Genomic DNA, 26,131 nt, shown 5'->3' on the forward strand with positions numbered 1-26,131 from the left:
CCCTAGGGGACGGTGCGGGCCGAGGCGAGGAGGCGGACGGTGTCCTCGGGGGCGAGCGCCAGCGCGTTCCCGACGGTCCCGAGGACCTCCGTCTCGGCCGGGGTGTAGGCGCCGTCGGCGAGCGCGATCCGGGCGGCCTGGAGCAGGATCGACTCCCGTCCGGAGGGTGCCAGGTGCGGGGTGAGCGGCTCCAGGGCCTCGTGGAGCTCGATCGAGAGGAGCGTGCCCTCGGGGTTCACCTCGGGCATGAAGCGGCCGGTGTCGGCCTCCAGCGCCTCGACGAGGTCGACGAGCTGGACGGCCGTGCACTCGGCGAAGCCGGCGGACCGGACCGCGGTGACGGCCCGGTCCAGGACCTCGCGGGATTCGGTGCCGCCGGCCGCGAGGACGGCCAGGGCGACGGTGTGCACGGCGTCGCGCAGCATTCCGGAGAAGCGGCTCGTCGTCGGGTGGTCGAGCACCTCCGTACCGAAGTGCGTGTGACAGGCCGCGCACTCGACGACGGGGCCGGTACAGCCCCGGGGCAGGACGGGGACGCCCAGGACGGCGAACCTGCGGCGGCCGGTGCGGCGCCGGTAGTTCCGGTCGCCCCCGCACTCCTCGCAGAAGAACTCGCCGTCTCCGACGGTGTTCCAGGAGGTACGGATTCCGCAGACGCCCACTTTCCCACCACGTGAATTCCGGGCAGACCGCACACGCACCTCCTCAACGGCCCGGCTGCACTGCCGGCGTTGGCGTGATGTTAGCCACATCCTTGATGTGGCGTCAGCACCCCGTCGTCAGATCACCACCGACTTGGCCGAGACACGTCATCCCTCGCGCGGGGTCAGGAAGCGCGGCGGCGGCGCTTCGCAAAGGCCAGGAAGCCTCCGCCGACGACGACGGAGGCCGCGGCGGCACCGATGACACCGGGACCGATGGCCGAACCGGTCGTCGCGAGATCACCCTCCGGGGTGGCGGACGGAGCCGGGGTCGGGGCGGTGGCGGGCGCGGTGGTGTCCTCACCCGGCGTGGCCGGGGTGGCCGGGGCGGACGGGGACGCGGAGCCCGAAGGGGTCTCGGAGGCGCCCGGGGTCGAGCCGCTCTCGCTCGGGGTGGGCTCGGGGGTGGCCGGCGGGGTGGGGACGGGGGTCTCCGTCGGCTTCGGCGGCTCGGGGGTGACGACCGGGCCCGGCGTCGGCTCCTTCGGGAGGCAGCCGGTGAAGTTCATCTGGTGGGTCTCGGCGCCGGGGACGGTGACGAGCTCCTCGGCGATGACGGAGCCGTTGACGTGGCCGGGGCCGACGTTCTTGCCGCCCATCTCGACCTTGGCGTTCGGGGCGAGGATCGTGCCGGGCCAGGAGGTGTAGTTCTTCTTGACGCTCCCGGCCTGCGGGAAGTTCCACAGCAGCTTGGAGCGGATCTGCCGGTACGCGTCGCCGGGCACGTCGTAGTCGTCGATGACGGGCGCACCGCCGGAGAGGTTCTTGTAGTAGACGCCGTAGGTGGCCGAGGTGCTCATGTCGTACGAGGCACCGAGCACGTTCACCAGGGTCGAGGAGCCGACCGGGACGTCGAAGGTGATCGCGCGGAACTTCTCCAGGTCGGCGGCGTTCACGGCGAAGACGTTGAGGGTCTTGTCGGTGCCGGTGAGGAAGATGCCGTCGCCGGCGGTGGAGACCTTGCCGTGGGGCGCGGTGGCGGCCCAGCCGGTGGACAGCGCCCGCAGGTTCGTGAACTCCTTGCCGAAGTCGACCGGCGAGGCGCCCTTCGCGCTCGGGCCGTCGACGCCGAAGCCGCTGCCCTTGTGGGAGCGGTCGTCGAGCTCGCCGTACACGCCGGTGCCCTTGGTGATCACGACCTGGTTGGCGTGGAGCGTGCCGGCGACGACGAGGCTGTGCCCGCCAGGCAGCTTCGCGAGGTCGGCGGGGGTCAGCTGGTATCCGACGGAGAACCCCTGGCCGGTCTTCGCGTCGCCGAAGTACGCGTCGCCGCCGACGGCGACCGCGCCCTCGGAGTCCGAGTGGCGGACCGAGTCCTTCTCGACGAACTCGGCGTAGAGACCGGCCGTGCCCAGCGGAGAGGCGGCGCACTCCGTGGTGGCGGCGGAAGCGGCGGGGGCCCAGCCGAGGGCGGCACCGGTCACCGTGAGAACGGCGGCCACGGCAGCGGTCGTGCGCATGCGAAACTCCAGGTCAGGGAGGTACGGGGAGGGCGCGTGGGGGGTGTGTCCGAGTGGACGTGCCGACCTTCCGCCATTCCCCGATGTGCCGTCAACTCACCTGATATGACGCCGAATCCGGCATGCCGGGATCATCTTCCTTAAGCGAACCTGAAGCCCCTCATAAGCGTGACGCGGCTCACACGCGCCGCTGCCCCGCACCCTCCGGGAGGAAGGGTGCGGGGCAGCGGACAGCGGGGTGACGGGGGTCAGCGGGCGGAGCGGTTGACCGCCGAGATGACCGCCTTCAGGGAGGCGCGGGTGGTGTTGGCGTCGATGCCGATGCCCCACAGGACCTGGCCGTCGATGGCGCACTCGATGTACGAGGCGGCCTGCGCGGAGGCGCCCTCGCTCATCGTGTGCTCCTGGTAGTCCAGCAGGCGGGCGTCGACGCCGATGGACTGCAGCGCGGCGAAGAACGCGGAGATCGGACCGTTGCCGGCGCCCGTCAGGACGGTGTCGACGCCGTCCACGACCGCCTCGACGGTCAGGGTGTCGGTGCCGTCGGTGTCGGAGGTCGACTGGCCGGAGCGCAGCTGGATGCGGCCCCAACGAGCCGCGGAGTTGTCCGGGTTGGGCAGGTACTCGTCCTGGAAGACGGCCCAGATCGCGGCCGGCGTGACCTCGCCGCCCTCGGTGTCGGTCTTCTGCTGGATGATCTTCGAGAACTCGATCTGCATCCGGCGCGGCAGGTCCAGCTTGTGGTCGTTCTTCAGGACGTACGCGATGCCGCCCTTGCCGGACTGCGAGTTGACCCGGATGACGGCCTCGTAGGAGCGGCCGACGTCCTTCGGGTCGATCGGCAGGTACGGGACTGCCCACTCGATGTCGTCGACGGTCTTGCCCTGGGCGGCCGCGTCGGCCTCCATGGCGTCGAAGCCCTTCTTGATGGCGTCCTGGTGGGAGCCGGAGAAGGCGGTGTAGACCAGGTCGCCCGCGTAGGGGTGGCGCGGGTGGACCTCCATCTGGTTGCAGTACTCGGAGGTACGGCGGATCTCGTCGATCTGGGAGAAGTCGATCTGCGGGTCGACGCCCTGCGAGAACAGGTTCATGCCCAGCGTCACCAGGTCGACGTTGCCGGTGCGCTCGCCCTGCCCGAACAGGCAGCCCTCGATGCGGTCGGCGCCCGCCATGACGGCCAGTTCGGCCGCGGCCACGGCCGTGCCGCGGTCGTTGTGCGGGTGGACGGAGATGCAGATGTGCTCGCGGCGGGTCAGGTTCCGGGCCATCCACTCGAAGCGGTCCGCGTGCGTGGACGGCGTCGAACGCTCCACGGTGGCGGGCAGGTTCAGGATGATCTCGCGGCCCGGGCCCGGCTGCCAGACGTCACAGACCGCCTCGCAGACCTCCAGGGCGAAGTCCAGCTCGGTGTCGGTGAAGATCTCGGGACTGTACTGGTAGCCGAAGGTGGTCTCCGGGCCCAGCAGCTTCTCCGCGTACTCCATCACCAGACGGGTGCCGTCCACGGCGATCTGCTTGATCTGCTCCTTCGAGCCGCGGAAGACGACCCGGCGGAAGGTGGGCGCGGTGGCGTTGTACAGGTGGACCGTGGCGCGCTTGGCGCCGATCAGGGACTCCACGGTCCGCTCGATCAGGTCCTCGCGGGCCTGGGTCAGGACGGAGATGGTGACGTCGTCCGGGATCGCGCCCTCTTCGATGATGGAGCGCACGAACGCGAAGTCGGTCTCGCCCGAGGACGGGAAGCCGACCTCGATCTCCTTGTAGCCCATGCGTACGAGCAGGTCGAACATCTCGCGCTTGCGGGCCGGGGACATCGGGTCGATCAGCGCCTGGTTGCCGTCACGCAGATCGGTGGACAGCCAGCGGGGCGCCTTGGTGATGCGCTGCTCGGGCCAGGTCCGGTCGGGGATGACGACGGCCTCGTACCGGCCGTACTTGTGGATCGGCATCCCGGACGGCTGCTGCGTGTGGGTCGCGTTGGTGATGGGCGTCGGGCGGCTGACGAAAGGCGACTGAGACATTGCGTAGGGCTCCTCGGGGTCCTGCGGGAGGGACGGCCGACTGTCGAACGCAACACCAGGTCCCGCGGGGAGGGGGTCGGCCTACGACTACAGGCCCTCGCCGCGGCAGCTAAGGAGAAGCAGCCCGAAACGCATGATGTCCGTCACCATAGCCCAGGGTCGGCCGAGGCGGACGTCCCGTTTCAGTATGCGGGACGGCCCCCACGTCAAGCCCGAAAGGTGACCCATCACTCCATTTCGCCAATCATCGTCGCTACCCGTGACACCGACGGTACGCAGTGCCACATTGCTGACATGACCTCCCACACGCCTGTCTTCTGCTCGATCGTCCCGCCGCACGTCCTGGAGCGGCTCGCCGAGCACGCCGACCCGGCCGTCGCCGAAGCCGCCCGCCGCACCCTCGCGGTGGACCTGGCCCAGCGCACCACCCGGACCGAGCGGACCCTGCCCGCCCCGGCCGAGGGCGCCGACGGAAAGCCCCGGCGCACGATCTACGACGCCAAGAACGGCACCCGGCTGCCCGGCCACGAGGTGCGCGGCGAGGGTGAGCCGGCGACCACCGACGACACGGCCAACCGCGCCTACGCCGGCCTCGGCGCCACCTTCGACCTCTTCCTGAACGCCTTCGGCCACGACTCGATCGACGGCGCCGGGCTGCCGCTGACGGCGACCGTCCACTACGACGAGAAGTACGACAACGCCTTCTGGAACGGCGAGCAGATGGTGTTCGGCGACGGCGACGGCGAGCTGTTCCTCGACTTCACGATCCCGGTCGACGTCATCGGCCACGAACTGGCCCACGGCTTCACCCAGTACTCGGCGAACCTCGCGTACTACGGCCAGTCGGGGGCGCTCAACGAGCACGTGTCGGACGTCTTCGGCACGCTCGTGAAGCAGCACGCGCTCGGCCAGGCCGTGGAGCAGGCCGACTGGCTCATCGGGGCCGGGCTGCTCGGCCCCGCCGTCGACAAGGGCACGGCGCTGCGGTCCATGAAGGCCCCCGGCACCGCGTACGACGACGACGTCCTCGGCAAGGACCCGCAGCCCGACCACATGGACCGCTACGTCCGCACCAGCTCCGACAACGGCGGGGTGCACATCAACTCCGGCATCCCCAACCGCGCCTTCTACCTGCTGGCCACCGAGCTCGGCGGCAACGCCTGGGAGCGGCCGGGCCGGATCTGGTACGCGACCATGACCGGCGGCACGCTGACCGAGGAGACCCGGTTCTCCGAGTTCGCGCGGGCGACGGTGGCGACGGCGCGGGACCTCTACGGCGACGAGACGGCCGAGGCCGTGCGGCGCGCCTGGTCGGGCGTCGGAGTACCGACGGCCTGAGCCGGCTGGTAGACAGGGCCCATGCGGATTCGAGTGCGGCGCACGGGCGGTTTCGCGGGCATCGAGCGGTCGGCGGAGGTGGAGGTCACGGGACCCGAGTGGGAGTCCCTGTCCTCCGCCGTCCTCGCGGAGAGCGGCGGTGACGCCCGGGGCGTGCCGGACGGCTTCTCGTACGAGATCACCGTCGACGGCCGCACGGTCCGCTGCTGCGACCCGCACCTCACGGACGCCCAGAGGACCCTCGTGACGAGGGTCCTCAAGGAAGGCGCCTAGGCCCTGTCGGCCTAGGCCCGGCGCCAGAACCTGCTCTGGCGGGGCGGGCGGACCTCCAGGGACCAGTCGCCGTCGGCACTCTCGACCTGCACGAGCACGGGCCCCCCGGGCAACGGGCGGCCGTCCCGGGGGAGCCTGCTCGCCACATTGGCGAGCAGGTGGTCGCTGCCGTCCGGCTCGTAGCCCTGGACGAGGAAGTACGCGTGGTCGAACCCCGTGCGGAGCCGGGAGGAGAGGTGGCCGGCCGGCCCCGTGTACAGCAGCACGTCGCCGCCTCTTCCCCGGGCGCGGCGGCCGAGTTCCTCCACGGTGCGGACCGGCCGGACGGCGAGCGTCCACGCACTGGCGCCGGCCCCCACGCGCAGGCGCAGCGGGCTTTGGCCGTCGTACCGCAGCAGCCCGCGGCCCTCGTAGTCCGCCAGGGTCGTGTTCGCCAGCAGACCGTTGGGGTCGCCCTTCTCGTCGAGGCTCTCCACACAGAAGTAGCCCTCGCCGGCCCGGGTGGAGTCGACCACGACATATCCGGCCGGGATCGGCACGTCGACGGTGAGGGTCGTCCTGCCCTTGCCGCCGCGGACGAACTCCGGGAAGTCCCCGCCGAAGAGCTCGGCGTCCGACCGCGGGCCGACGCCCGCGGGCCGCTGGACGGGGACCCTGGCCCGCGCCGGGACAGCGGCCTCGGCCGCCCGGACCTTGGCCAGGAGCTCCTCCGGGATGGCCTCCGGCAGGGCGTCGGCGGGGGCGGATTCGTCCTCGGGGGCGGGCCCGTCGTCGAGGGCGAGCTCGTCGGCGGGGGCGGGCTCGGCCCCGGGGGCGGGCTCCGGGTCCCTGCCCTCGATGCCGAAGTCCTCGGCGAGGCCGACGAGGCCGGAGTCGTACCCCTGGCCCACGGCGCGGAACTTCCACGCCCCGTCACGCAGGTAGAACTCGCCGAGGACGAACGCCGTCTCGGTGCTCGCGTCGTCGACCTCGTACAGCGCCAGCTGCTCGCCGGTGGCGGCGCTGATCGTCCGGATGTGCAGGCCCGGCACCCGGCCGAACGTCCCCTCGTCGACGGAGGCGGTGATCGCGATGCGCCGGACGCCCGGCTCCACGCGCGCGGTGTCGATCTCCAGCCAGTCGGCGACCCGCTGCTCCTCGTCCCGCACCTGCCCGAGCAGGCGCACCGCGCCGGACGCGTGCGCGGGCTGGTTGTAGAACACCAGGTCGCCGTCGCCCCTGACCCGGCCCCCGGCGTCGAGCAGCAGCGCCGAGGCGTCGACCTCCGGCACTCCGTCGCCGGCGGCCCGCCGGACGACCGCGATCCGCCACACCTGCCCGGGGACCGGCAGGTTTCCCCCCTTGACGATCTCTGTCACGGCGCCATGCTGGCACGCGCCCCCGCACTCCGCCTAGAAGATCGCCTAGAAGCCCAGCTTGCGCAGCTGCTTGGGGTCCCGCTGCCAGTCCTTCGCGACCTTCACGTGGAGGTCGAGGAAGACCGGGGTGCCGAGGAGTGCCTCGATGTGCTTGCGGGACTTCATGCCGACCTCCTTCAGGCGGCTGCCCTTGGGGCCGATGATGATGCCCTTCTGGCTGGGGCGCTCGATGTACACGTTCGCGTGGATGTCGAGCAGCGGCCGGTCCGCCGGGCGGTTCTCGCGCGGGATCATCTCCTCGACGACCACCGCGATCGAGTGCGGCAGCTCGTCCCGTACGCCTTCGAGCGCGGCCTCGCGGATCAGCTCCGCGACCATGACCTGCTCCGGCTCGTCCGTGAGGTCGCCCTCCGGGTAGAGCGGCGGGGACTCCGGCAGGAGCGGGATGAGCAGGTCGGCGACGAGCTGGACCTGCTTGTTGCCGACGGCCGAGACCGGGACGATCTGCGCCCACTCGAAGCCCAGCTCCTTGCCGAGCTGGTCGATCGCGATCAGCTGTTCGGCGAGGGTCTTGGAGTCGACCAGGTCGGTCTTGGTGATGATCGCGACCTTGGGGGTCTTCTTGATCCCGGCGAGTTCCTTGGCGATGAACTTGTCGCCGGGGCCGAGCTTCTGGTCGGCGGGCAGGCAGAAGCCGATCACGTCGACCTCGGCCCAGGTGGTGCGCACGACGTCGTTGAGCCGCTCACCGAGGAGGGTGCGCGGCTTGTGGAGGCCGGGGGTGTCCACCAGGATCAGCTGCGCCTCCGGGCGGTGCACGATGCCGCGGACGGTGTGCCGGGTGGTCTGCGGCCGGTTCGAGGTGATGGCCACCTTCTGGCCGACCAGAGCGTTCGTGAGGGTGGACTTGCCCGCGTTGGGGCGGCCGACGAAGCAGGCGAAGCCGGCCCGGTGGACGGCTTCGGTTTCTTGGTTGCGAGCGCTCATGGGGGCCATTGTCCCCGATGAGCGCCCGCCTCACGCACTCAGTGCCCGGCGGCGGCGTATCCGCAGGCCGAAGAGCCCGGCCGCGCCGCCCACGGCGAGGACCGCGGCGGCGAGCCAGGGCAGGGCCAGGAAGGACACGGTGCCGCTCTCCTTCACGTCCTTCGCGGTGGCCGTGAGGGTGACGTCGCCCCAGTCGAGCTGCGGGGATCCGGTCCAGCGCTCGGTGAGCCGGATCTTCTGCCGGGGCAGGAGCTCGGCGGGGACCTCGGCCAGGTCGCGGTCGAGGAGGGTGCGGCCGAAGAGGCCCCGGGCCTTCAGGACGACCTTGGGGTTGAGGGTGACGTTGCCCCGGTTGTACAGGGTGTACGAGACGAGGGCGCTGCTCGTCCGGGTGCCGGGGACCAGCGGCCGGTCCTGGTCGAGGGTGACGTCCTCGACGGCGAGGGCGGGGACGGTCGGCCCGTTGACGCGGAGGTACACGCGGGCGCCGACCGCGCGCTGGACGCCCATGGCGACGGCCCCCTTGCCGCCCGGGGCGATCCGCTCGTCGAGGGCGACGAGGGCCCCGGGGTGGTCCCCGGGGTCGGCGTCGGCGGGGACGGTCAGGGTGTACGGGACGGTGACGGCGGAACGGGCGGGGACGGTGATCCGGGTCCGCTCGGGCTTGATCCAGGCACCGGCGCCGGTCTGCTTCTCCTTCTGCGTACGGACGGCGAAGCCGCCGTCCCGGTCGGTGTTGTAGGCGTCGGCGCCGTACAGCCGGAAAGTGAGCGGGGCGGCGGTCTTGTTGGCGACGGTGACCCGGTCGGTGAGCTTCGTGCCGGGGTCGGCGGAGAGGTAGAAGTACGGGCGGCCGCCGAGCCGGGAGGCGGCCGGGTAGACGGCCCACTCGCCGTTCTCGGCGGCCTGGGCGCCCGGCGCGAGGCCGAGCAGCACGGCGAGGGCGCTCAGGGTGCTCAGCGTGCTCAGCGTGCTCAGGAGGAGGACGTACGGCTTCGTGCGCACGGGTGCGGACCCCCGGGGTGCGGATCGGGGCGGGCCGGCCGGGTGCGCGCCCGGCCCGCGGGGCGGTCAGGACAGGGTCAGCGTGAGCACGCCCGCGTACGAGCCGGGCGCGGTGAACGCCGGGACGTCGAGGGAGAGCTGCGCGTCGACGGTGAACTCGCCGCCCGTGAGGGTGCCGTTCGGCGTGGAGGCGAGGGTCGCGCCGCCGCTGCCGACCGGGCCCGCCGAGCCGGCGGCGCAGGTGCTGGGGCTGCCGGCCTTGGCGGTGCAGGCGGGGGTCCAGGAGAGGCTCCCGGCTCCGATGGCGCCGCCGGGGCCGGTGAAGTCGGTGACCTTGCCGGTCAGGGACCAGCCGGCGGGGCCGCCGCGGAAGTCCTTGACGGTCACCGTCTGGAGCGCGCCGGTGGCCGCGCCGCCCGCGCCGAAGTCGACGGACGACAGCTGCACGGCGTCCCCGGCCTGGGTCATGGACAGCTCACCGGGCGTGACGGCCGCGGTGATCGTCTGGCTGTTCGGCGGAGCCGGGACGATGACCTTGTACGCGGCGGGTCCCGCGCCCTTCTCGGAGTCCCAGGCGGCGCCCTCGTACGCCACGATCCCGGTGGTCGCCACGTCGTTGACCTTCAGGCGCGCGGCGAAGCCGCCCTCGCTGTCGGTCGTGACGGTCATCCGGTCGGCGGTCTCCGCCGCTCCGGCGCGGCCGACGACGGTGACCTCGGTCAGCGGGGTGAACCTGGAGCCGGTGACGGTCACCCGGACGCCCGGGTCGCCGGAGGCGTTGTCGAGCTGGAGCGCGCGGGTGTTGGGGCTGGTGACGGGGCTCGCGACGACCGTCTCGGAGACCGGGGCGGGCGGGTCGAGCACCGTACAGGGGGTGTCCAGCTCCATGAGGTAGCTGGTGTGGATGTTGTAGTCGCCGGGGGCGAGGGTGATCGATCCGGCCTCGGTGGCGGTGAAGGTGCCCGTCATGGAGAAGGCCGGGAAGGAGCCCTTGCCGGGGACCGGCGGGTTCTTCTTGGGGCCGGTGACGGTGACCGTGCCGGTCTGGGCGCCGCCGAGGACCACCTTGCCGGTGGGCGTCATGATGTCGGCCGGGAGCGCGAGGTCGACCGGGTTGGACGCGGCGGGCTTGGTGATCGTGTAGGTCACGGTCACGGTCTCGCCGACCTTGGGACTGGCCTTGTCGACCGTGATCGCGGCGGTGGTGGTTCCCGTGATGGGCGGGATGCCGGCGATCGGCGGCGGGACGCAGCGGGTCTGGAATTCCACCGACTGCGACGTGGTCGCCGCACCGGCCGGGGCGGCGAGCGCGCCGCCGCCGGCGACCGCTAGGGCGGTGACGCCGAGGGCGGCGGTCCAGCGCCGTCTTCGGGCCGCCGCCCGGGATCGGGTGAGTGCCATGGGTATGCCCCCTCCTGAGGGATGAGTGGGCGCCATTGACGGCTGCGGGCTCAGAGAAGTCAATGGAATCCGATTCCATTGACTGATGACCCATCAGATACTGTCAAGATCGCGATATGAGGGACATATTCCCAGGTCACGACAGAGACCGGTGCCGCCCAGGGCGACACCGGTCCGGGTGGGAACGGGCTCAGCTGAAGACGAACGGACCCGGCGACTGCGAGGTCACCGCGTCACAGTTCACCGTGACCCCGAAGATCACCATCTTGAGCGCGACCCCCGCGAAGTACGAGTTGAGGCTGTCGCCCGAGGCCACGGTCCCGCTCAGCGGACCCATGATCACGGACTGCCCGGCCGTGCGGGACGGGTTCCTCTTCCCGGTGAAGACCCGGGTGCCGCCGCCCGCCTTGGCCAGCGTCAGGGTCGAGCTGATCGTGTCGGTGCCGACCGCGACCGGCGTGGTGACGGAGGAGCTGATGGTGATGGTCGCGGCGGTGCCGCTCTGCGTGGCCGTGAGGGTGGCGGTGCCACCGCCCCAGCTGCCGCAGTCGTACGTCGCCGTGGCCGTGCCCGGCGCGACCGCGCCGGCCGTCGGCGCGAAGGCGAGTCCGGCGGCGGCGAGCGCCCCGGTGAGTACCGCGACGGTTCCTAAGGTGCTTCTGCTTCTCATGGCGAGTTCGAACCCCTTCCGATACCGAACGCAGGGGTGCGGACACTGCGTGAATGGTGGAGATCTGACGGTCCGTCGGACGAACCGCTGTCATTGACGCGCAGACGGCATGGGAAGGCAAGAGAAGATGCGGTGATCCTCACAAGGACACAAGGAAGCGGGGGCCCGGCGCGCCGCCGGGCCCCCGCTGTCCTGTTCCCGCCGCTCGCCTCAGCCCGCGGTGACCGCCAGGCGCAGCTGCCCGTCCGGACCCGCGAGCAGCACCGGGGTCTGAGGCCCGCCGAGGTCCCGCACCGCCGCGCGGTCCTCGTCGGAGGCCGCCTCGGCGTTCGACACCACGGCCGCCGCCTCCAGGGACTGCGCCCCGCTGGCCACGGCCATCGCGACCGCGGTCCGCAGCGCGCTCAGCTTGAGCGACTCCAGCTCCACGGTGCCGGCCACGTAGGTGCGGCCCGTCTCGTCGCGTACGGCCGCCCCCTCGGGCACGCCGTTACGGGCGCGGGCACTCCGCGCAAGAGTGATGATCTTGAGGTCCTCGGCGCCGAGGTCGCCGTGCTCGCTGCTGAGTGTCATGGACCGAGCATAGATCCGTGAGGATGATCAGCCCGCGACCGGGTACATCGCCCCGCGGCGCCCCTCCGGCGACACCAGCCACTCCAGCTTCTCGGCCGTGTTCGCCTCCGGCATCGGCGTGTGCATCACGATGACCAGGTCCGGACGGGCCGGGACCCTCAGCTGGGTGGCCTCCACGACCAGCGTGCCGACCAGCGGGTGCTCCATCTCCTTGCGGTTCTGGCCGCCCGGCAGGATGTCCCGCCGCTCCCACAGCTCCGCGAACTCCGGGCTCTGCTCCTTGGCCGACTCGACCACCGCCTGGAAGCCCTCGTCGTCCGGGCACTCCGAGCACGCCGAGCGGAACTGCGCGACGACCTTCGGCGCGAGCTCCTCCCAGCGCGTCGACCGCGAGCGGTACAACGGGTCCGTGAAGAACGCGATCAGGCAGTTCTGCACGATCTCCTGGCGCATGCCGAGCACGATCGCCGCCGCGTCGTTCCACATCACGGTGTTCCAGTACTGGTCCATGATGTGCGCCGGGAACGGCATCCACGCGTCGATGAGCCGCCGCAGGCCGTGGCACATGTCCCGGTCCTCCGGGGCCGCCTCCAGGGCCGGCGGGTTCAGCGCCGCCAGGACGTACAGATGGCGGCGCTCCGCCGGGCTCAGCCGCAGCACCCGCGCCACCGAGTCGAGGACCTGGGCGGAGACGGTGATGTCCCGGCCCTGCTCCAGCCACTGGTACCAGGAGACGCCGACGCCCGCGAGGACCGCGACCTCCTCACGGCGCAGGCCCGGCGTGCGGCGGCGCGCACCGCCGTCCGGGAGTCCCGCCTCGGCCGGGCTGACCCGGGCCCGGCGGCTCATCAGGAACTCGCGCAGTTCCCCGAGTCGGTGCTGCTTCGCGCTGGTGCTCTCGAGAGCGGTGGCCACGTGTGCTTCCTCCCCCTGGACGCAAATGGCGGATGCCGGGTGGTGCCTGGTGGTGCCTGGTGGTGCCTGGTGGTGCCTGGTGGTGCCTGGTGGTGCGACCAACAGGATAAGTTCCCGCTCCCCAGCGTTGTTCCCGTCCCCCGAAGGTGGGGGCATGGCAACGACGACCACACCGCCCGAGTCCCCCACGGCCCCCACCGTCCCCGCCGCCGCGACCCCCGCCGCTCCCCCGGCCCTGTCGGGCCGCGACCGGCTCGTCCTCTTCGTGCTGTGCGCCGCCCAGTTCATGGTGGCGCTCGACTTCTCCGTCCTGAACGTCGCCCTGCCCGTCCTCGGCGCCGACCTCCGCTTCGACCCGTCCGCCCTCCAGTGGGCGGTCACCGCCTTCGCCCTGCCCTCCGGCGGCTTCCTGCTCCTCTTCGGCCGGATCGGCGACCTCTTCGGCCGCAAGAAGCTCTTCCTCTCCGGTCTCGTGCTCTTCGGCGCGGCCTCCCTGCTCGCCACCTTCGCCTGGAGCCCCGGCGCCTTCCTCGCCGGCCGCGCACTCCAGGGCCTCGGCGCGGCGGCGATCGTGCCGACCGGCATGGCGCTGCTCACCACCGCCTTCCCCGAGGGCCCGCTGCGGGCCCGGGCGCTCGGCATCTCCGGCACGCTGATGTCCCTCGGCTTCACCATCGGCATGGTGCTCGGCGGTGTCATGACCGACACGCTCGGCTGGCGCTCCACGATGGGCCTGCTCGCCGTCTTCACCCTGATCGTGCTGCCGATCGCCCCGGGCCTGCTGCCCGAGTCCCGAACCCCCGAGCGGCCCCGTCTCGACGTGCCCGGCGCGCTGACCGTCACCGGCGGTCTGCTCTCCCTGATCTACGCCCTGACGACGGCGGCCGAGCGCGGCTTCGGCGGCGTGGACGTCCCCGTCACCCTCGCCCTCGGCGTCCTGCTGCTCGTGGCCTTCGGCGTGATCGAGTCCCGGCACCCGGCCCCGCTGGTCTCGCTGCCGGTGCTGCGCCGCCGTACCGTCGCCTTCGGCAACGTGGGCGGTCTGGTCACCTTCTCGATGATGTCGACGATCGTCTTCGCGCTGACCCTGTACCTGCAGGAGACCCTCGGCCTCTCGGCCCTCGCCTCCGGCATCGTCTTCGGCGTCCAGGGCGCGTTCTCGGTCCTCGCCGGCATGGTCACCCCGAAGGTGATCGGGCGGTTCGGCGCCCACCGCACCCTGGTGGTCTCGCTCGCCGGCCAGGGCCTGCTCACCTTCGCCCTGCTCGGCATCGGCCGGGAGTCGGGCGCGGTCCTGGCGACGGTGGCCGTCTCCCTGGCGTCGATGCTGCACCTCGGCGCGATCATCTCGTACGGCGTGACCGTCACGTCCGGCGTCCGCGACGAGGAGCAGGGGCTCGCGACGGGCCTGGTCACCACCACCCAGCAGGTCGGTCTGACCGTCGGCATCCCGCTGCTCGGCGTGCTCGCCACCACCGGCTCGGACCTCTTCGACGGGGTCCGGACGGTCATCGCCCTGGACGCGGCGATCGTGGTCGGCGCGGCGGTCCTGATCGCCCTCGGCCTGCGGCGCCGGTCCTGAGTCAGGGGCGGTCGAGGCGCAGCCGTACCGCCTTGGGAAGACCGGCGACGACGAGGTCGTACGAGTCCTCGACGAGCTCCCGGACCATCCGGTCCGGGAGCTCTCCGACGGTCACGGTGTTCCAGTGCCGCTTGTTCATGTGGTAGCCGGGAGCGATCGCCGGGTGCTCCTCGCGGAGTCGTACGGCGTCGTCCGGGTCGCACTTGAGGTTGACGCGCAGCGGCCGGCCGTCGAGCCACGAGAGCGCGAACATCTTCCCGGCGACCTTGAAGACGGAGGTGTCCGGCCCGAACGGGAACTCCTCCGCGGCGTCGTTGAAGTCCAGGCAGAAGGCGCGCAGCTCGTCGGGGGTCATTCCGGCTTCTCCTCCGGTTCCAGCGGTTCCACGAGCACGGTGACGATCTTGTTCCGGCGGCCGGCGGGGGCCTCGGCCGTGAGGCGCAGCGAGCGCCCGTCCGGGAGCTCCACGACCGCCTTGGCGCCCGCGATCGGGACCCGGCCGAGCGCCTTGGCGAGCAGACCGCCGACGGTCTCCACGTCCTCGTCGTCGTACTCGTCGGGGCCGAAGCCGTAGAGCTCGCCGAGGTCGCCGATGTCGAGGCGGGCGGTGACCCGGTAGCGGTCGTCGCCGAGCTCCTCGACGGGCGTCAGCTCCCGGTCGTACTCGTCGGTGATCTCGCCGACGATCTCCTCCAGGATGTCCTCGATGGTGACGATGCCGGCCGTGCCGCCGTACTCGTCGATGACGACGGCGACGTGGTTGCGCTCCTGCTGCATCTCGCGCAGCAGGTCACCGGCGTTCTTGGTGTCGGGCACGAAGGCGGCGGACCGCATCGCGGTGGACACCAGGTCGGCCTCGGAGTCCCGGTTGATGTGGGTCCTGCGGACCAGGTCCTTCAGGTAGACGATGCCGACGATGTCGTCCTCGTTCTCCCCGGTGACCGGGATCCGGGAGAACCCGGAGCGCAGCGCGAGGGTGAGGGCCTGGCGGATCGTCTTGTACCGCTCGATGCAGATCAGGTCGGTCCGGGGCACCATCACCTCGCGGACGAGGGTGTCGCCCAGTTCGAAGACCGAGTGCACCATGCGGCGCTCCTCGTCCTCGATCAGCGACTCCTGCTCGGCGAGGTCGACCATGGCCCGCAGCTCGGCCTCGGAGGCGAAGGGGCCCTTGCGGAAGCCCTTGCCCGGGGTCAGCGCGTTGCCGATGAGGATCAGCAGCTGTGGGATCGGGCCCATGATCCTGGCGAGCGGCAGGAGCACGTACGCGGCGGCGGTCGCCGTGTTCAGCGGGTGCTGGCGGCCGATGGTGCGCGGCGAGACGCCGACGGCCACGTACGAGACGAGGACCATGACGACGATCGCGACGAGCAGCGCCTCCCAGGTCTCCGGGAAGGCCTCCAGGCAGGCGTACGTGACGAGGACGCCGGCGGCCATCTCGCAGGCGACGCGGACGAGCAGCGCCACGTTGAGGTAGCGGGTCGGATCGGCGGCGACCTGCGCGAGCTTCTCCGCGCCGCGCCGCCCGGACCGGACGGCCTCGGCGGCGCGGAAGGTGGAGACGCGGGCGAGGCCTGCCTCGGCGCAGGCGGCGAGCCAGGCCACGATGACCAGCGCGACGGCGCCGAGGATCAGCGAGACGTCCATCGGGTCAGGAGACGGTCGGCGCCGGCGACGGGCCGGTGAGGCCCTTGTCCGTGCGCCAGCCGTCGACGATCGCCGCCTGGAGGCCGAACATCTCGGCCTTCTCGTCCGGCTCCTCGTGGTCGTACCCGAGCAGGTGCAGCACCCCGTGGACGGTGAGGAGCTGGAGCTCCTCGTCCATGGAGTGCTGCGTCGGCGCGTCCTTGCCCTGCTGGGTGGCGACCTCGGGGCAGAGGACGATGTCGCCGAGGAGCCCCTGCGGGGGCTCCTCGTCGTCCTTCGTCGGCGGGCGCAGCTCGTCCATCGGGAAGGACATGACGTCCGTCGGCCCGGGCAGGTCCATCCACTGGATGTGGAGCTGCTCCATCGCCTCCGCGTCCACGACGATCACCGAGAGCTCGGAGAGCGGGTGGATGCGCATGCGCGCGAGCGCGTAGCGGGCGATGTCGAGGATCGCCTGCTCGTCGACCTCGGTACCGGACTCGTTGTTGACGTCGATCGACATGTGTTCTGCGTTCTACTTCCCGTTGCGGCCGCGACGGTGCTCACCGCGGCTGTCGCCGCCGCTCTCGTTGCGGAGGTCGTACTGCTCGTACGCGTCGACGATACGGCCGACGAGCTTGTGCCGGACGACATCCTGCGACGTGAGCGTCGAGAAGTGCACGTCCGGGACTCCGTCGAGGATGTCGCGGACCTGCCGCAGACCGCTCTTCGTCCCGTTCGGCAGGTCGACCTGGGTGACGTCACCGGTGATGACGATCTTCGAGTCGAAGCCGAGGCGGGTGAGGAACATCTTCATCTGCTCGGGGTTCGTGTTCTGCGCCTCGTCGAGGATGATGAACGCGTCGTTCAACGTCCTTCCGCGCATGTAGGCCAGCGGCGCGACCTCGATCGTCCCGCTCGCCATGAGCTTGGGGATCGAGTCGGGGTCGAGCATGTCGTGCAGCGCGTCGTACAGCGGGCGCAGGTAGGGGTCGATCTTCTCGTAGAGCGTGCCGGGCAGGAAGCCGAGCCGCTCGCCCGCCTCGACGGCGGGACGGGTCAGGATGATCCGGGTGACCTGCTTGGACTGCAGGGCCTGGACCGCCTTCGCCATGGCGAGGTAGGTCTTGCCGGTGCCGGCGGGGCCGATGCCGAAGACGATCGTGTGCTTGTCGATCGCGTCGACGTACCGCTTCTGGTTGAGCGTCTTGGGACGGATCGTGCGTCCCCGGCTGGAGAGGATGTTCTGGGTGAGCACCTCGGCGGGGGTCTCGTCGCCGCCGTCCGCCGATCCGTTCTCGCTCGCCCTGAGCATGGCGATCGAGCGTTCCACTGCGTCCTCCGTCATCGGCTGACCGGTGCGGAGCACCAGCATCATCTCGTCGAACAGGCGCTGGATCAGTGCGACTTCCGCCGCGTCGCCGACCGCGCTGACCTGGTTGCCCCGGACGTGGATGTCGGCCTGCGGGAAGGACCGCTCGATCACGCGGAGCAGGGCGTCACCGGATCCGAGGATCGTCACCATCGGGTGCTTGGCGGGGACGGTGAAGTGGGCACGGGCCTCGCCGGGCGCGCCGTTGGGCGATGTGGGTGTCTGAGTCATGGGCCGGCACTGTGGCCTGCACACACCTCCCGTTGCAGGGCTGTCGCCGCTCGACGGCCTCTGGGCTACCAAGCCTACGACTCGGGTCCGGCGAGCCCGTAGCGGTTTACGAGGCCGCGGCCCGGAACCCGATCGTCGGCACCGCCCTGCGCAGCGGCCACGGGCGGGCGGGGGCGGGCAGGAGCCGCTCCAGGAAGGCGTAGCGGCCGCGCAGCGCCTCGGGGTCCTGCCGGGCGTGGCCCTGGACGTGCTGCCACCAGGCGGCGATCTCGCCCCAGGTGGGGGCGGACAGCGAGCCGCCGAACTCCTGCACGGACAGCGCGGCGGTCAGGCCGGCGAAGGCGAGCCGGTCGGCGAGCGGCCAGTCGGCGAGGGTGCCGGTGACGAAGCCGGCGACGAAGACGTCCCCGGCGCCGGTGGGGTCGAGGGCGGAGACCTGGATCGCGGGGACCTCGGCGGTCTCTCCCGTGGCGCCGTCGACGGCGTAGGCGCCCTCGGAGCCGAGGGTGACGACGGCGTAGCGGACCTTGTCGGCGAGGGCGCGGGCGGCGGCCCGGGGGCAGTCGGTGCGGGTGTAGCGCATCGCCTCGGCGGCGTTGGGGAGGAAGGCCTCGCAGTGCTGGAGGTCGGTGAGGCCGGCCAGGTCCCAGCGGCCGGTGTCGTCCCAGCCGACGTCGGCGAAGACCTTGGCGCCGCCGCGGGCGGCCTGGGCGACCCACTCCTCGGAGCGGCCGGGCACGAGGGAGGCGACGGCCGCGCGCGCGTGCGGCGGGTAGGCGGGCAGGGCGCCGTCGAGGGGCGGGGCCTCGTGGCCGTGGGAGACCATCGTGCGCTCGCCCTCGTAGGCCATGGAGACGGTGACGGGCGAGTGCCAGCCGGGGACGGTCCGGGAGAGCGAGAGGTCGATGCCCTCGCCCTGCTCCAGGGCGTCCCAGCAGTACTCGCCGTAGTGGTCGTCCCCGAACGCGGCGGCGAGCGAGGTGCGCAGCCCGAGGCGGGCGAGGGCGGTGGCCATGTTGGCGACGCCGCCCGGGCTCGACCCCATGCCCCGGGCCCAGGACTCGGTGCCGCGGACGGGGGCGCTGTCGAGGCCCGTGAAGATGATGTCGAGGAAGACGGTGCCGGTCAGGAAGACGTCGCAGGCGGGGTCGGTGGGCTCGCGCAGGCACACCAACGGGTCGACCCCGGCGTCGTGTTGCGGCTGCTCTCCCCTTGCTGTGGTCACGGCAGGCTCCCCGGTCGCGGTGCGGATCAGATCAGTGTGCCCGATGGGGTTGGGGTGACGGGTGGGACGCACAGGAAGAGCCGCCTCTTACCCAGGAACCCGTACACCAAACCCATAGTGACCCACATCACATGCCGAACGGGCGGAAACCGTCTTCTCCCGCCACTCTCCTGCTTGATACACATGTCCCGCGACCCCGTGCCCCGCGCACACCACCGGGCGCTCCACCCTCCCTCCCCTTCGTTCCGGGAACGCCCATGTCCTCGCGGACTCGCCGCTCGGGGGCCCTCGTCGCCCTCGTCGCCCTCTTCACGGCCGGCTACCTCGCCCCGTACCTCCTGCCGACCGTCGTCGGCCGCCTCTCCGCCGGTCTCGGCCTCACCCCGACCCGGGCGGGCCTGGTCGGCTCCGTCCTGCTCCTCGGCTCCTCCACGGCCGGCTTCACGCTCGCCGCGCGCGGGGAGCGGATCGCCCCGCGCCGGGCCGCCCGCGCGGGCCTGCTCGCGATGGCCGTCGGATACGGCTCCGCCGCCGCGACCGGCCTCGTGCCGCTGGTGGTCGCGGGCGCCGTCCTCGGCGGCCTCGGCTCGGGCACGGCGACGGCCGTGGCCGTCGCCGGGATCGCCGGCCGGCGCGACCCGCACCGGGCCTCGACCCTCGGCCTGCTCTCCGTGTCGGCGACGGCGGGCGCCCTCTACCTGGCGCTCCCGCACGTGGGCGGCGGCCACACGCCCCCGCTCCTCGCCATCGCCTGCGCGGCGGTCCTGGTGTGGCCGGTCACCTCCCGCCTCCCGGCCCTCCCGCGCGGCGTCCGGGAGACGACGGCCGCCTCGGGCCCCCTCCCCCACCGGCGCTCCGGAGCCGTCCTCGCCGGGGGCATCCTGTGCTGGTCCCTCGCGCAGAACGCCCTCTGGGGCGTGAGCGGCCGCATCGGCCTCACCCAGGCCGGCCTCTCCGAGGTCACCGTCGGCGCGGTCTTCGCGGCGGCGCTCGGCGCGGGCCTCGCGGGCGTCACGGCGGCGGGCGCGCTCGGCCCGCGCCTGGGCCGGGCGGTCCCGATCGGCGCGGGCACGGTGACGATCGCGGGCTGCGTCCTGCTGAGCTCGACCGCCCGGGACCTCGCCACCTTCGCGACCGGCGAGATCCTGTGGAACGCGGTCTACCCGGTCGTCCTGTCCTACCTCCTGGGTCTGGCGGCCTCCCTGGACCCGCGCGGCCGCTGGGCCGTCACGGTCGGCGCGGCGTCCTCGCTCGGCGTGGCCTGCGGCCCGGCGGCCGGCTCCCTGCTCTCCGCCGGCGCCGGCTACCCGGCCATGGGCCTGACCCTGTGCACCCTGCTCCTGCTGGTGGCGGCCCCGATGACGGCGGTCGCCCGCCACGCGCACACCTCCACGGCGGGCCTCACGGTGACGGCGGTCCGGGTCCGGTCGTCCGCCCGCCGCCCGACACGATCGTCGTTCGGCCTGGCGAGGCCGTCGGACCGGGGGTAGGAGGGCCGGGGGTAGGAGGGCCGGGGAGGGGCCCGTCAGCCCTGCCCGAACCGCCAGAAGTGGTCGGGGTACGGGCCGCACGGGAACTGGTTGACCGGCGCGGTCTGCCGGGTGCTCGCCCCGGGGACGGCGAGGCAGAGCCCGCTGTTGACGTTCACGATGCGGTAGAGCGCGCGTCCGGCCGTGTCCCGCTTCTGGTACTCGACCCGCCAGAAGTGGTCCGGGTAGTCGCCGCAGGGGTACTGGTTGACGTTCACGGCAGTGTCCCTGCTCGCCCCCGGAACGGCCGCGCAGTAGCCGCTGTTGTCGTTCACGATCCGGTAGCGGGCCCGTCCGGCGCCGTCCTCCCCGGCGGACCGAAGGCGCCAGAAGTGGTCGGCGTACGAACCGCACGCGAACTGGTTCAGGTCGACGACCGCGGTCGAGGCGCCGGGCACCGCGAGGCACAGGCCGCTGTTGCCGTTCACGATCCGTACGGACACCCCCACCGGAGGCCGCACGCCGCCGTCCCGCGGCGGGGGCGGCACCCGCGTCGGTGGCTGCCGGGCCGGCGGGGTCGTCTCCGGCGCCCGGGTGGGGGCACGGGTCGGCGCCGGTACGGAGGTGGGCGCGGCCGTCCCCGGCGCCGTGGTCGTGGTTGCCGTCGGGGACGGCGTCGCGGCCGTCGGGCCCGTGCCGGGTGTCCCGCTCGTGGTGGACGAGACGGCCGCGGGCAGGTCCTGTGCGGGCGGCGGCGCCGTCGTGTTGCCCGTGCGCTGCGTCTGGGTCAGGACCGTGGCGAGAGCACCGACCAGGGGCACCACCACCCCGGCCACCCACCAGGCCCACCGGGGCGGATGCGGAGCCGCCCGATCGGCCGGGGCGGCTCCCTGGGCTGCTCCCGAGGCGGCGGGACTCGGCGGCGTGGCCGCGGTGTCCCCTGCGGGACCGGGCGTGTCTGACACGTGCTGCTCCCCCCGAAACAACTGTCGTCGCCCGAGTATCACCCCACGGCCGGACCGGGAAACCCGCAATCCGCAAACACGTCCGCCCGGCGCCTCCGGGTCAGCGGCCCCCGAACTCGTAGGCCTCCACCTCGGCGAGGTACCGCTCCCGGCGCGGCTCGTCGTCCTCCAGGAACGACGCCTCGAACGAGTTCCGAGCCAGCTCGCGCAGCTGCTCCGGCTCCAGGCCCAGCGCGTCCCGCACCCCGTCGAAGTTGTCCCCGGCGTACCCGCCGAAGTACGCGGGGTCGTCGGAGTTGACGGTGACCAGCAGCCCCGCCGTCATCATCTCCCGCAGCGGATGGTCGGCGAGCGTGTCGACGACGCGGAGCCGGACGTTCGACAGGGGGCAGAGCGTGAGCGGCACCCGCTCGCGCGCCAGCCGCTCGACGAGCGCCGGATCCTCCATGCAGCGCAGACCGTGGTCGATGCGCTCCACGCCGAGGACGTCGAGCGCCTCCCGCACGTAGGCGGCGGGGCCCTCCTCGCCCGCGTGGGCGACGCGGCGCAGGCCGAGCCGGGCGGCCTCCTCGTACACCTCGCGGAACTTGGCCGGCGGGTGGCCGACCTCCGCCGAGTCGAGGCCGACCCCGGTGATCCGGTGGAGGTACGGCTTCGCGGCGTCCAGGGTCGCGAGCGCCGACTCGGCCGACTCGTCGCGCAGGAAGCACAGAATGAGCCGGGTGGAGATCCCGTACCGCTCCTCGGCCCGGTCGAGGGCGGCGCCGAGCCCCTCGATCACGGTCCCGATCGGGACCCCGCGGGCCGTGTGCGCCTGCGGGTCGAAGAAGATCTCGGCGTGCCGGACGCCCTGCGCGGCGGCGCGCTCCAGATACGCGTCGGCGAGTTCGGTGAAGTCCTCGGCGGTGCGCAGGACGGCCATCAGGCCGTAGTAGAGGTCCAGGAAGGACTGGAGGTCGCTGAAGCGGTACGCCTCGCGGAGGGCCGCGGTGTCCGCGTACGGCAGGGTGACGCCGTTGCGGGCGGCGAGCGCGAAGGCCAGCTCGGGTTCGAGGGTGCCTTCGATGTGGAGGTGCAGTTCGGCCTTGGGTACGGGCATGTTCACGTTCGTTTCGGTACGGGGACCCTCATGAGGTCCTGGGCAATGCTCAGCTCGCCCTCGAACCCGGCGGCCCGCGCCTGCCGTTCGAACGCGGCGGGGTCGGAGTAGCGCTGCGAGAAGTGGGTCAGGACGAGGTGCCGCACGCCCGCGTCCCGCGCGACGGCGGCGGCCTGTCCGGCCGTCAGATGGCCGTGGTCGGTGGCGAGCCGGACGTCCTCGTCGAGGAAGGTCGACTCGATGACGAGCATGTCGGCGCCGTCGGCGAGCGCGTGGACCCCGTCGCAGAGCCGGGTGTCCATGACGAACGCGAAGCGCTGCCCGCGCCGGTCCTCGCTGACGTCGTCGAGACCGACGCCGTCCAGGCTGCCCTCGCGCTGGATCCGGCCGACGTCGGGGCCCTTGATGCCGTGCGCGGCGAGCTTCTCGGGCAGGAGGCGGCGCCCGTCGGGCTCGGTGAGCCGGTAGCCGTAGGACTCGACGGGGTGCGAGAGCCGGCGGGCGTCGAGGGTGAAGTCCTCGGTGACGGCGAGCGGCCCGTCGGCGGACACCGGCGCCTCGGTCAGCCGCACGGTCTCGCGGTAGGCCGTGGCGTACCGCAGCCGCTCGAAGAAGTGCTGCCCGCTCGCCGGGTAGTGGGCGGTGACCGGATGCGGGACCTGGTCGAGGTTGATCCGCTGGATCACCCCGGCCAGGCCGAGCGAGTGGTCGCCGTGGAAGTGCGTGACGCAGATCCGGTCGAGGTCGTGCGCGGCGACCCCGGCGCGCAGCATCTGCCGCTGGGTGCCCTCGCCGGGGTCGAAGAGGATGCCGCGGCCGTCCCAGCGCAGCACGTAGCCGTTGTGGTTGCGGTGCCGGGTCGGGACCTGGCTCGCGGTCCCGAGGACGACCAGTTCGCGTACGGACACGGGCTATCCGGGGGGCCAGTTGAGACCACGGCCGCCGAGGACGTGCGCGTGGGCGTGGAAGACGGTCTGGCCGGCGCCCGCGCCGGTGTTGAAGACGATCCGGAAGCCGCTGCCGTCGACCTTCTCCTGCGCGGCGATCTCGCCCGCCTCGCGCAGTATGTCGGCGGCGACGCTCGGCGCGGCGGCGGCCAGCGAGGCGGCGTCGGGGTAGTGGACGCGCGGGATCACGAGGATGTGCGTGGGCGCCTGCGGGTTGATGTCGCGGAACGCGACGGTGGTCTCCGTCTCGCGCACGATCGTCGCCGGGACCTCCCCCTCCGCGATCTTGCAGAACAGGCAGTCGCTCTGCGGCTCTCCGGCCATGTCCCGGACCTCCTCGGTCTGATGCCGATCACTGATGCCGATCACTGCCGCCGATCGCTGACGATCACGGCCCGGTCATGCTATCCGCCCCGTTCCCCTACTCCCTCGGCATGCGGCGACTGAGCGCGGAGCGGCTCACCCAGTACGTGATGATCACGCCCCAGAACAGGGGCGTGCCGAGTCCGCTCACCAGGCCGGAGTCGAAGGACCACAGGGCCAGCGAGGCGAGCGAGTACAGGCCGAGGAGCCCCACGGCCCCGGCCATGAACAGCACGGGTCGGCAGTTGCGCGCCACGAGGAGCATCGGCCGGCGCAGCCGCGGCGGCACCCGGCGGGCCATCCACACCGCCCACCCGGCCCAGGCGCCGAGGATCACGGCCCCGCCGACCAGGAGCGCGACGGCCGCGTCGGCCCAGGTCGCCGGGGCCGGGATCGCGGCGAGGGCGACGGCGGAGGCCAGGAAGCCGAGGAGGGCGACCCAGCGGGCCCCGGCGGCGGTGTTCCAGGCCATGGCCTCCAGGTTGTAGCGGGCCTTGCGGTCCTGGAGGTCGAGCGCGGCGGAGGCGACGAAGCCCTCCGCGGCCTGGGTCCAGGCACCGCGCCGGAACCAGCGGCGGCGCAGCCGCAGCAGCGACAGGTTGTTGTGGGCCTCGCTGCTCTGCGGGTTGAGGCGCAGGGTCGTCTCGTACGCCCGCTGGGCGGTGGCGTGGTCGCCGCGCCGCTGCGCGGTGAGGCCGACGAGGAAGTGGGCGGAGTCCTCCTCGGGTGCGAGGCCGACGGCGGTCCGCGCCGCCTCGTACGCCTCGACGGTACGCGCGGGCGTGCGGGCGTGTTCGGCGTGCTCGACCAGGGCGCTGCCGAGCGCGTAGTGGGTGCCCCAGTACTGCGGGGCGAGCGCGACGGCGTGCCGGGCGGTGGCCTCGGCCTCCTGGAACCGCCGGGCCGCGAGGAGGACGTGGACGCGCATCAGCCAGCCCCCGAGCAGCTCGGGTTCGGCCCGCAGCGCCTGGTCGACGGCGTCCAGGGCGGCGGCCCGGTCGCCGGCCCGGTGGTGGCAGCGGGCGAGCAGGACGAGCGCCTCGGCGTCCTCGGGTTCGCCCGCCAGGTGCCGGGCGACGAGCTCGCCGGCCTGCGCGTACCGCCCGGTCTCGTAGAGCGCCTCGGCGCGGGCGAGGGCGGTGGAGGCGGTCACAGCTTGCGCTTCCGCTTGAGGTGGGCGAGGAGGTCGTCGTAGAGACCGCCCTCGTTGGCGAACATGGCGACGTTCCGGGCGGCGGCGAACCACGGCTCCGTGGACGGCTTGATCTGCTTGGCAGCTCCGAGCAGGTCCTTGGTGGTGATCAGCCGTACGGAGCCGGTGCGGGCGGAGTCGAGGAGCGCGGCCTCCGCGGCCGACTCGCAGACGTGGGCCAGGTCGGCGCCGGAGAAGTCCTCGGTGGCCTTGACGAGCCTGACCAGGTCGACGGCCTCGATCGGGCGCTCCCGCAGGTGGTAGCGGAGGATCGACTCGCGGGCGGCGGCGTCCGGGGGCAGCACGAGCAGGGTGCGGTCGAGGCGGCCCGGGCGGCGCAGCGCGATGTCCACGTCCCAGGGCACGTTGGTCGCGGCGAGCACGAAGACGCCCTCGTTCCCGGCGCCGCTCGCGATGCCGTCGAGCTCGGTGAGGAGCTGGTTGACGACGTTGCGCAGGCCGCTGTGGTGGGTGCGCGAGCGCTTGGCGCCGAGGGCGTCCAGCTCGTCGAGGAAGACGACGCAGGGCGCCTGGCGGCGGGCGGTCTCGAAGATGTCGTGGATGTTCTTCTCGGAGGCCCCGATCCACATGTCGAGGACGTCGGAGAGCGAGACCGTGAGGAAGTTCGCGCCGAGCTCGCCCGCGACGGCCCGCGCGATGAAGGTCTTGCCGCAGCCGGGCGGGCCGTAGAGGAGCAGGCCGCCGCGGAGCGACTTGCCGTACAGCCTGCGCAGTTCGGGGTTGCGCATGGGGGCGAGGAAGGCGGCCTCCAGGCGCTCCTTGACCTCCTCCATGCCGCCGACGTCGGCGAGGCGTACGGCCCCGGGGGCGTCGACGTCCCAGGCGGCGGCGTCCCCGGCGGTCCCCGCGGCCCCGTCGGCCTGCGGGTCGTCGAGGAACCGTGGCCCGACGAGGTCCTGGACCTGCTGCTCGGCGGCGTCCCAGTCGAACGAGGGGGCGGGCGGGGCGGGCGCGGCGGGCGCTTCGGGCGCCGGGGGCTCGACGGCGGCCGGCGCGACGGGCACCTCGGGCGCGGGCGCGGGTGCGGCGGGCACCTCGGGCGCGGATGCCGGCGCGGGCGCGGGGGGCATCCCCATCGCCCGGACCATGAGCGCGCGGGCGTCCGCGTCGCCCGGCGCGTGCTGGAGCGCGACGGCCGCCTCCGCGACGGCCTCGTCGTTGCGGCCCTCCGCGAGGAGGAGCTCGGCGAAGTGGAGGCGCAGGGGCACGTCACCGGGGGCGGCGGCCACGGCGGCGCGCAGACTGCGGATGAGGGGGGACTCGTCGGCCATACGGGCCAGCCTAGAAAAGCCGCCCGCTCCCCCGTCCACCGGGTGCGGCAGGGCGCCGGGCGTAGG

At 72.7% G+C, this 26,131-nt stretch carries 25 protein-coding genes; 4 read left to right on the plus strand and 21 right to left on the minus strand.

All coding sequences use genetic code 11. The annotated features are described in order from the left end of the window. Window positions 1–2: 2 nt before the first annotated feature. From ACN9MM_RS13115 to leuA, 3 genes are all read right to left on the minus strand, one after another. Window positions 3–695 (minus strand): TerB family tellurite resistance protein, encoded by a 693-nt coding sequence (locus ACN9MM_RS13115; protein WP_385553763.1) that lies wholly within the window; start codon window positions 693–695, stop codon window positions 3–5. 131 nt (window positions 696–826) lie between these two features. Beyond that, window positions 827–2,161 carry a choice-of-anchor A family protein gene (locus ACN9MM_RS13120; protein ID WP_426363792.1) on the minus strand — a complete coding sequence of 445 codons (1,335 nt, stop codon included), beginning with the start codon at window positions 2,159–2,161 and terminating at the stop codon, window positions 827–829. 248 nt (window positions 2,162–2,409) lie between these two features. Next, entirely contained in the window at window positions 2,410–4,182 is a 1,773-nt protein-coding gene (gene leuA / locus ACN9MM_RS13125) for a 2-isopropylmalate synthase (RefSeq protein ID WP_426363793.1), read from the minus strand. A 294-nt stretch (window positions 4,183–4,476) separates the two neighbouring features. Here leuA and ACN9MM_RS13130 point away from each other — a divergent pair, with 294 nt between their 5' ends. Next, window positions 4,477–5,520 (plus strand): M4 family metallopeptidase, encoded by a 1,044-nt coding sequence (locus ACN9MM_RS13130; RefSeq protein WP_426363794.1) that lies wholly within the window; start codon window positions 4,477–4,479, stop codon window positions 5,518–5,520. Between the two features lie 21 nt (window positions 5,521–5,541). After that, complete coding sequence (locus ACN9MM_RS13135; RefSeq protein WP_426363795.1) at window positions 5,542–5,793, plus strand: protealysin inhibitor emfourin; 252 nt, start codon at window positions 5,542–5,544, stop codon at window positions 5,791–5,793. A gap of 11 nt (window positions 5,794–5,804) precedes the next feature. Here the strand turns inward: ACN9MM_RS13135 and ACN9MM_RS13140 are convergent, their stop codons facing one another. From ACN9MM_RS13140 to ACN9MM_RS13170, 7 genes are all read right to left on the minus strand, one after another. Beyond that, window positions 5,805–7,151, minus strand: a complete 1,347-nt coding sequence (locus tag ACN9MM_RS13140; RefSeq protein WP_426363796.1) for a TerD family protein — start codon at window positions 7,149–7,151, stop codon at window positions 5,805–5,807. 45 nt (window positions 7,152–7,196) lie between these two features. Further along, window positions 7,197–8,147, minus strand: a complete 951-nt coding sequence (era, locus tag ACN9MM_RS13145) for a GTPase Era (RefSeq protein WP_373313716.1) — start codon at window positions 8,145–8,147, stop codon at window positions 7,197–7,199. Window positions 8,148–8,168: 21 nt separating this feature from the next. Then, the gene (locus tag ACN9MM_RS13150; RefSeq protein ID WP_426363797.1) at window positions 8,169–9,143 is read right to left on the minus strand and encodes a WxL protein peptidoglycan domain-containing protein; all 975 of its coding nucleotides are present in this window, start codon (window positions 9,141–9,143) and stop codon (window positions 8,169–8,171) included. A gap of 66 nt (window positions 9,144–9,209) precedes the next feature. After that, a complete protein-coding gene (locus tag ACN9MM_RS13155) occupies window positions 9,210–10,544 on the minus strand; it encodes a beta-xylosidase (RefSeq protein WP_426363798.1) in 1,335 nt (444 codons plus the stop codon). Window positions 10,545–10,734: 190 nt separating this feature from the next. Then, the gene (locus ACN9MM_RS13160) at window positions 10,735–11,214 is read right to left on the minus strand and encodes a hypothetical protein (protein ID WP_426363799.1); all 480 of its coding nucleotides are present in this window, start codon (window positions 11,212–11,214) and stop codon (window positions 10,735–10,737) included. A 210-nt stretch (window positions 11,215–11,424) separates the two neighbouring features. After that, window positions 11,425–11,787 (minus strand): cytidine deaminase, encoded by a 363-nt coding sequence (locus ACN9MM_RS13165; protein WP_382856147.1) that lies wholly within the window; start codon window positions 11,785–11,787, stop codon window positions 11,425–11,427. Between the two features lie 27 nt (window positions 11,788–11,814). Continuing rightward, window positions 11,815–12,636 (minus strand): helix-turn-helix transcriptional regulator, encoded by an 822-nt coding sequence (locus ACN9MM_RS13170; RefSeq protein WP_426368729.1) that lies wholly within the window; start codon window positions 12,634–12,636, stop codon window positions 11,815–11,817. Window positions 12,637–12,856: 220 nt separating this feature from the next. Here ACN9MM_RS13170 and ACN9MM_RS13175 point away from each other — a divergent pair, with 220 nt between their 5' ends. Further along, window positions 12,857–14,284, plus strand: a complete 1,428-nt coding sequence (locus tag ACN9MM_RS13175) for an MFS transporter (RefSeq protein WP_426363800.1) — start codon at window positions 12,857–12,859, stop codon at window positions 14,282–14,284. 1 nt (window position 14,285) lies between these two features. Here the strand turns inward: ACN9MM_RS13175 and ACN9MM_RS13180 are convergent, their stop codons facing one another. The 5 genes from ACN9MM_RS13180 to ACN9MM_RS13200 form a co-directional block, all read right to left on the minus strand. Further along, the gene (locus ACN9MM_RS13180) at window positions 14,286–14,639 is read right to left on the minus strand and encodes an MmcQ/YjbR family DNA-binding protein (protein WP_383668503.1); all 354 of its coding nucleotides are present in this window, start codon (window positions 14,637–14,639) and stop codon (window positions 14,286–14,288) included. After that, on the minus strand, window positions 14,636–15,931 hold the full coding sequence (locus tag ACN9MM_RS13185) for a hemolysin family protein (RefSeq protein ID WP_426363801.1): 1,296 nt from the start codon (window positions 15,929–15,931) through the stop codon (window positions 14,636–14,638). The genes ACN9MM_RS13180 and ACN9MM_RS13185 overlap by 4 nt, the downstream gene beginning before the upstream one ends. Before the next feature lie 4 nt (window positions 15,932–15,935). Beyond that, entirely contained in the window at window positions 15,936–16,433 is a 498-nt protein-coding gene (gene ybeY / locus ACN9MM_RS13190) for an rRNA maturation RNase YbeY (protein ID WP_426363802.1), read from the minus strand. A gap of 12 nt (window positions 16,434–16,445) precedes the next feature. Beyond that, window positions 16,446–17,513, minus strand: coding sequence for a PhoH family protein (locus ACN9MM_RS13195; protein WP_426363804.1), 1,068 nt, complete (start codon window positions 17,511–17,513; stop codon window positions 16,446–16,448). A 106-nt stretch (window positions 17,514–17,619) separates the two neighbouring features. Next, entirely contained in the window at window positions 17,620–18,738 is a 1,119-nt protein-coding gene (locus ACN9MM_RS13200) for a carbohydrate kinase family protein (protein ID WP_426363805.1), read from the minus strand. A gap of 257 nt (window positions 18,739–18,995) precedes the next feature. Here ACN9MM_RS13200 and ACN9MM_RS13205 point away from each other — a divergent pair, with 257 nt between their 5' ends. Beyond that, window positions 18,996–20,228: an MFS transporter gene (locus tag ACN9MM_RS13205; RefSeq protein WP_426363806.1), complete on the plus strand. Its 1,233-nt coding sequence runs from the start codon at window positions 18,996–18,998 to the stop codon at window positions 20,226–20,228. 35 nt (window positions 20,229–20,263) lie between these two features. Here the strand turns inward: ACN9MM_RS13205 and ACN9MM_RS13210 are convergent, their stop codons facing one another. The 6 genes from ACN9MM_RS13210 to ACN9MM_RS13235 all read right to left on the minus strand — a co-directional run bounded on the left by ACN9MM_RS13210 (window position 20,264) and on the right by ACN9MM_RS13235 (window position 26,065). Beyond that, the gene (locus tag ACN9MM_RS13210; RefSeq protein WP_426363807.1) at window positions 20,264–21,172 is read right to left on the minus strand and encodes an RICIN domain-containing protein; all 909 of its coding nucleotides are present in this window, start codon (window positions 21,170–21,172) and stop codon (window positions 20,264–20,266) included. Between the two features lie 100 nt (window positions 21,173–21,272). Continuing rightward, the gene (locus tag ACN9MM_RS13215) at window positions 21,273–22,271 is read right to left on the minus strand and encodes an adenosine deaminase (RefSeq protein WP_426368730.1); all 999 of its coding nucleotides are present in this window, start codon (window positions 22,269–22,271) and stop codon (window positions 21,273–21,275) included. Window positions 22,272–22,273: 2 nt separating this feature from the next. After that, on the minus strand, window positions 22,274–23,179 hold the full coding sequence (locus ACN9MM_RS13220) for a ribonuclease Z (RefSeq protein WP_426363808.1): 906 nt from the start codon (window positions 23,177–23,179) through the stop codon (window positions 22,274–22,276). A gap of 3 nt (window positions 23,180–23,182) precedes the next feature. After that, entirely contained in the window at window positions 23,183–23,542 is a 360-nt protein-coding gene (locus tag ACN9MM_RS13225) for a histidine triad nucleotide-binding protein (protein ID WP_426363809.1), read from the minus strand. A 97-nt stretch (window positions 23,543–23,639) separates the two neighbouring features. Next, complete coding sequence (locus ACN9MM_RS13230) at window positions 23,640–24,734, minus strand: tetratricopeptide repeat protein (RefSeq protein WP_426363810.1); 1,095 nt, start codon at window positions 24,732–24,734, stop codon at window positions 23,640–23,642. Beyond that, window positions 24,731–26,065, minus strand: a complete 1,335-nt coding sequence (locus ACN9MM_RS13235; protein WP_426363811.1) for an ATP-binding protein — start codon at window positions 26,063–26,065, stop codon at window positions 24,731–24,733. The genes ACN9MM_RS13230 and ACN9MM_RS13235 overlap by 4 nt, the downstream gene beginning before the upstream one ends. Window positions 26,066–26,131: the final 66 nt, after the last annotated feature.

Origin of the sequence: Streptomyces sp. E-08 (assembly GCF_049913095.1) — a bacterium.
Taxonomy (GTDB): Bacteria; Actinomycetota; Actinomycetes; order Streptomycetales; family Streptomycetaceae; genus Streptomyces.

Coding starts and splice junctions, on each gene's coding strand:
- ACN9MM_RS13160 (WP_426363799.1), bottom strand. CDS start 11,214: ATGAGAAGCAGAAGCACCTTAGGAACCGTCGCGGTACTCACCGGGGCG.
- ACN9MM_RS13185 (WP_426363801.1), bottom strand. CDS start 15,931: ATGGACGTCTCGCTGATCCTCGGCGCCGTCGCGCTGGTCATCGTGGCC.
- ACN9MM_RS13130 (WP_426363794.1), top strand. CDS start 4,477: ATGACCTCCCACACGCCTGTCTTCTGCTCGATCGTCCCGCCGCACGTC.
- ACN9MM_RS13225 (WP_426363809.1), bottom strand. CDS start 23,542: ATGGCCGGAGAGCCGCAGAGCGACTGCCTGTTCTGCAAGATCGCGGAG.
- ACN9MM_RS13235 (WP_426363811.1), bottom strand. CDS start 26,065: ATGGCCGACGAGTCCCCCCTCATCCGCAGTCTGCGCGCCGCCGTGGCC.
- ACN9MM_RS13205 (WP_426363806.1), top strand. CDS start 18,996: ATGTCCTCGCGGACTCGCCGCTCGGGGGCCCTCGTCGCCCTCGTCGCC.
- ACN9MM_RS13135 (WP_426363795.1), top strand. CDS start 5,542: ATGCGGATTCGAGTGCGGCGCACGGGCGGTTTCGCGGGCATCGAGCGG.
- ACN9MM_RS13215 (WP_426368730.1), bottom strand. CDS start 22,271: ATGCCCGTACCCAAGGCCGAACTGCACCTCCACATCGAAGGCACCCTC.
- ACN9MM_RS13165 (WP_382856147.1), bottom strand. CDS start 11,787: ATGACACTCAGCAGCGAGCACGGCGACCTCGGCGCCGAGGACCTCAAG.
- ACN9MM_RS13195 (WP_426363804.1), bottom strand. CDS start 17,513: ATGACTCAGACACCCACATCGCCCAACGGCGCGCCCGGCGAGGCCCGT.
- ACN9MM_RS13120 (WP_426363792.1), bottom strand. CDS start 2,161: ATGCGCACGACCGCTGCCGTGGCCGCCGTTCTCACGGTGACCGGTGCC.
- ACN9MM_RS13170 (WP_426368729.1), bottom strand. CDS start 12,636: ATGAGCCGCCGGGCCCGGGTCAGCCCGGCCGAGGCGGGACTCCCGGAC.
- leuA (WP_426363793.1), bottom strand. CDS start 4,182: ATGTCTCAGTCGCCTTTCGTCAGCCGCCCGACGCCCATCACCAACGCG.
- ACN9MM_RS13180 (WP_383668503.1), bottom strand. CDS start 14,639: ATGACCCCCGACGAGCTGCGCGCCTTCTGCCTGGACTTCAACGACGCC.
- ACN9MM_RS13175 (WP_426363800.1), top strand. CDS start 12,857: ATGGCAACGACGACCACACCGCCCGAGTCCCCCACGGCCCCCACCGTC.
- ACN9MM_RS13155 (WP_426363798.1), bottom strand. CDS start 10,544: ATGGCACTCACCCGATCCCGGGCGGCGGCCCGAAGACGGCGCTGGACC.
- era (WP_373313716.1), bottom strand. CDS start 8,147: ATGGCCCCCATGAGCGCTCGCAACCAAGAAACCGAAGCCGTCCACCGG.
- ybeY (WP_426363802.1), bottom strand. CDS start 16,433: ATGTCGATCGACGTCAACAACGAGTCCGGTACCGAGGTCGACGAGCAG.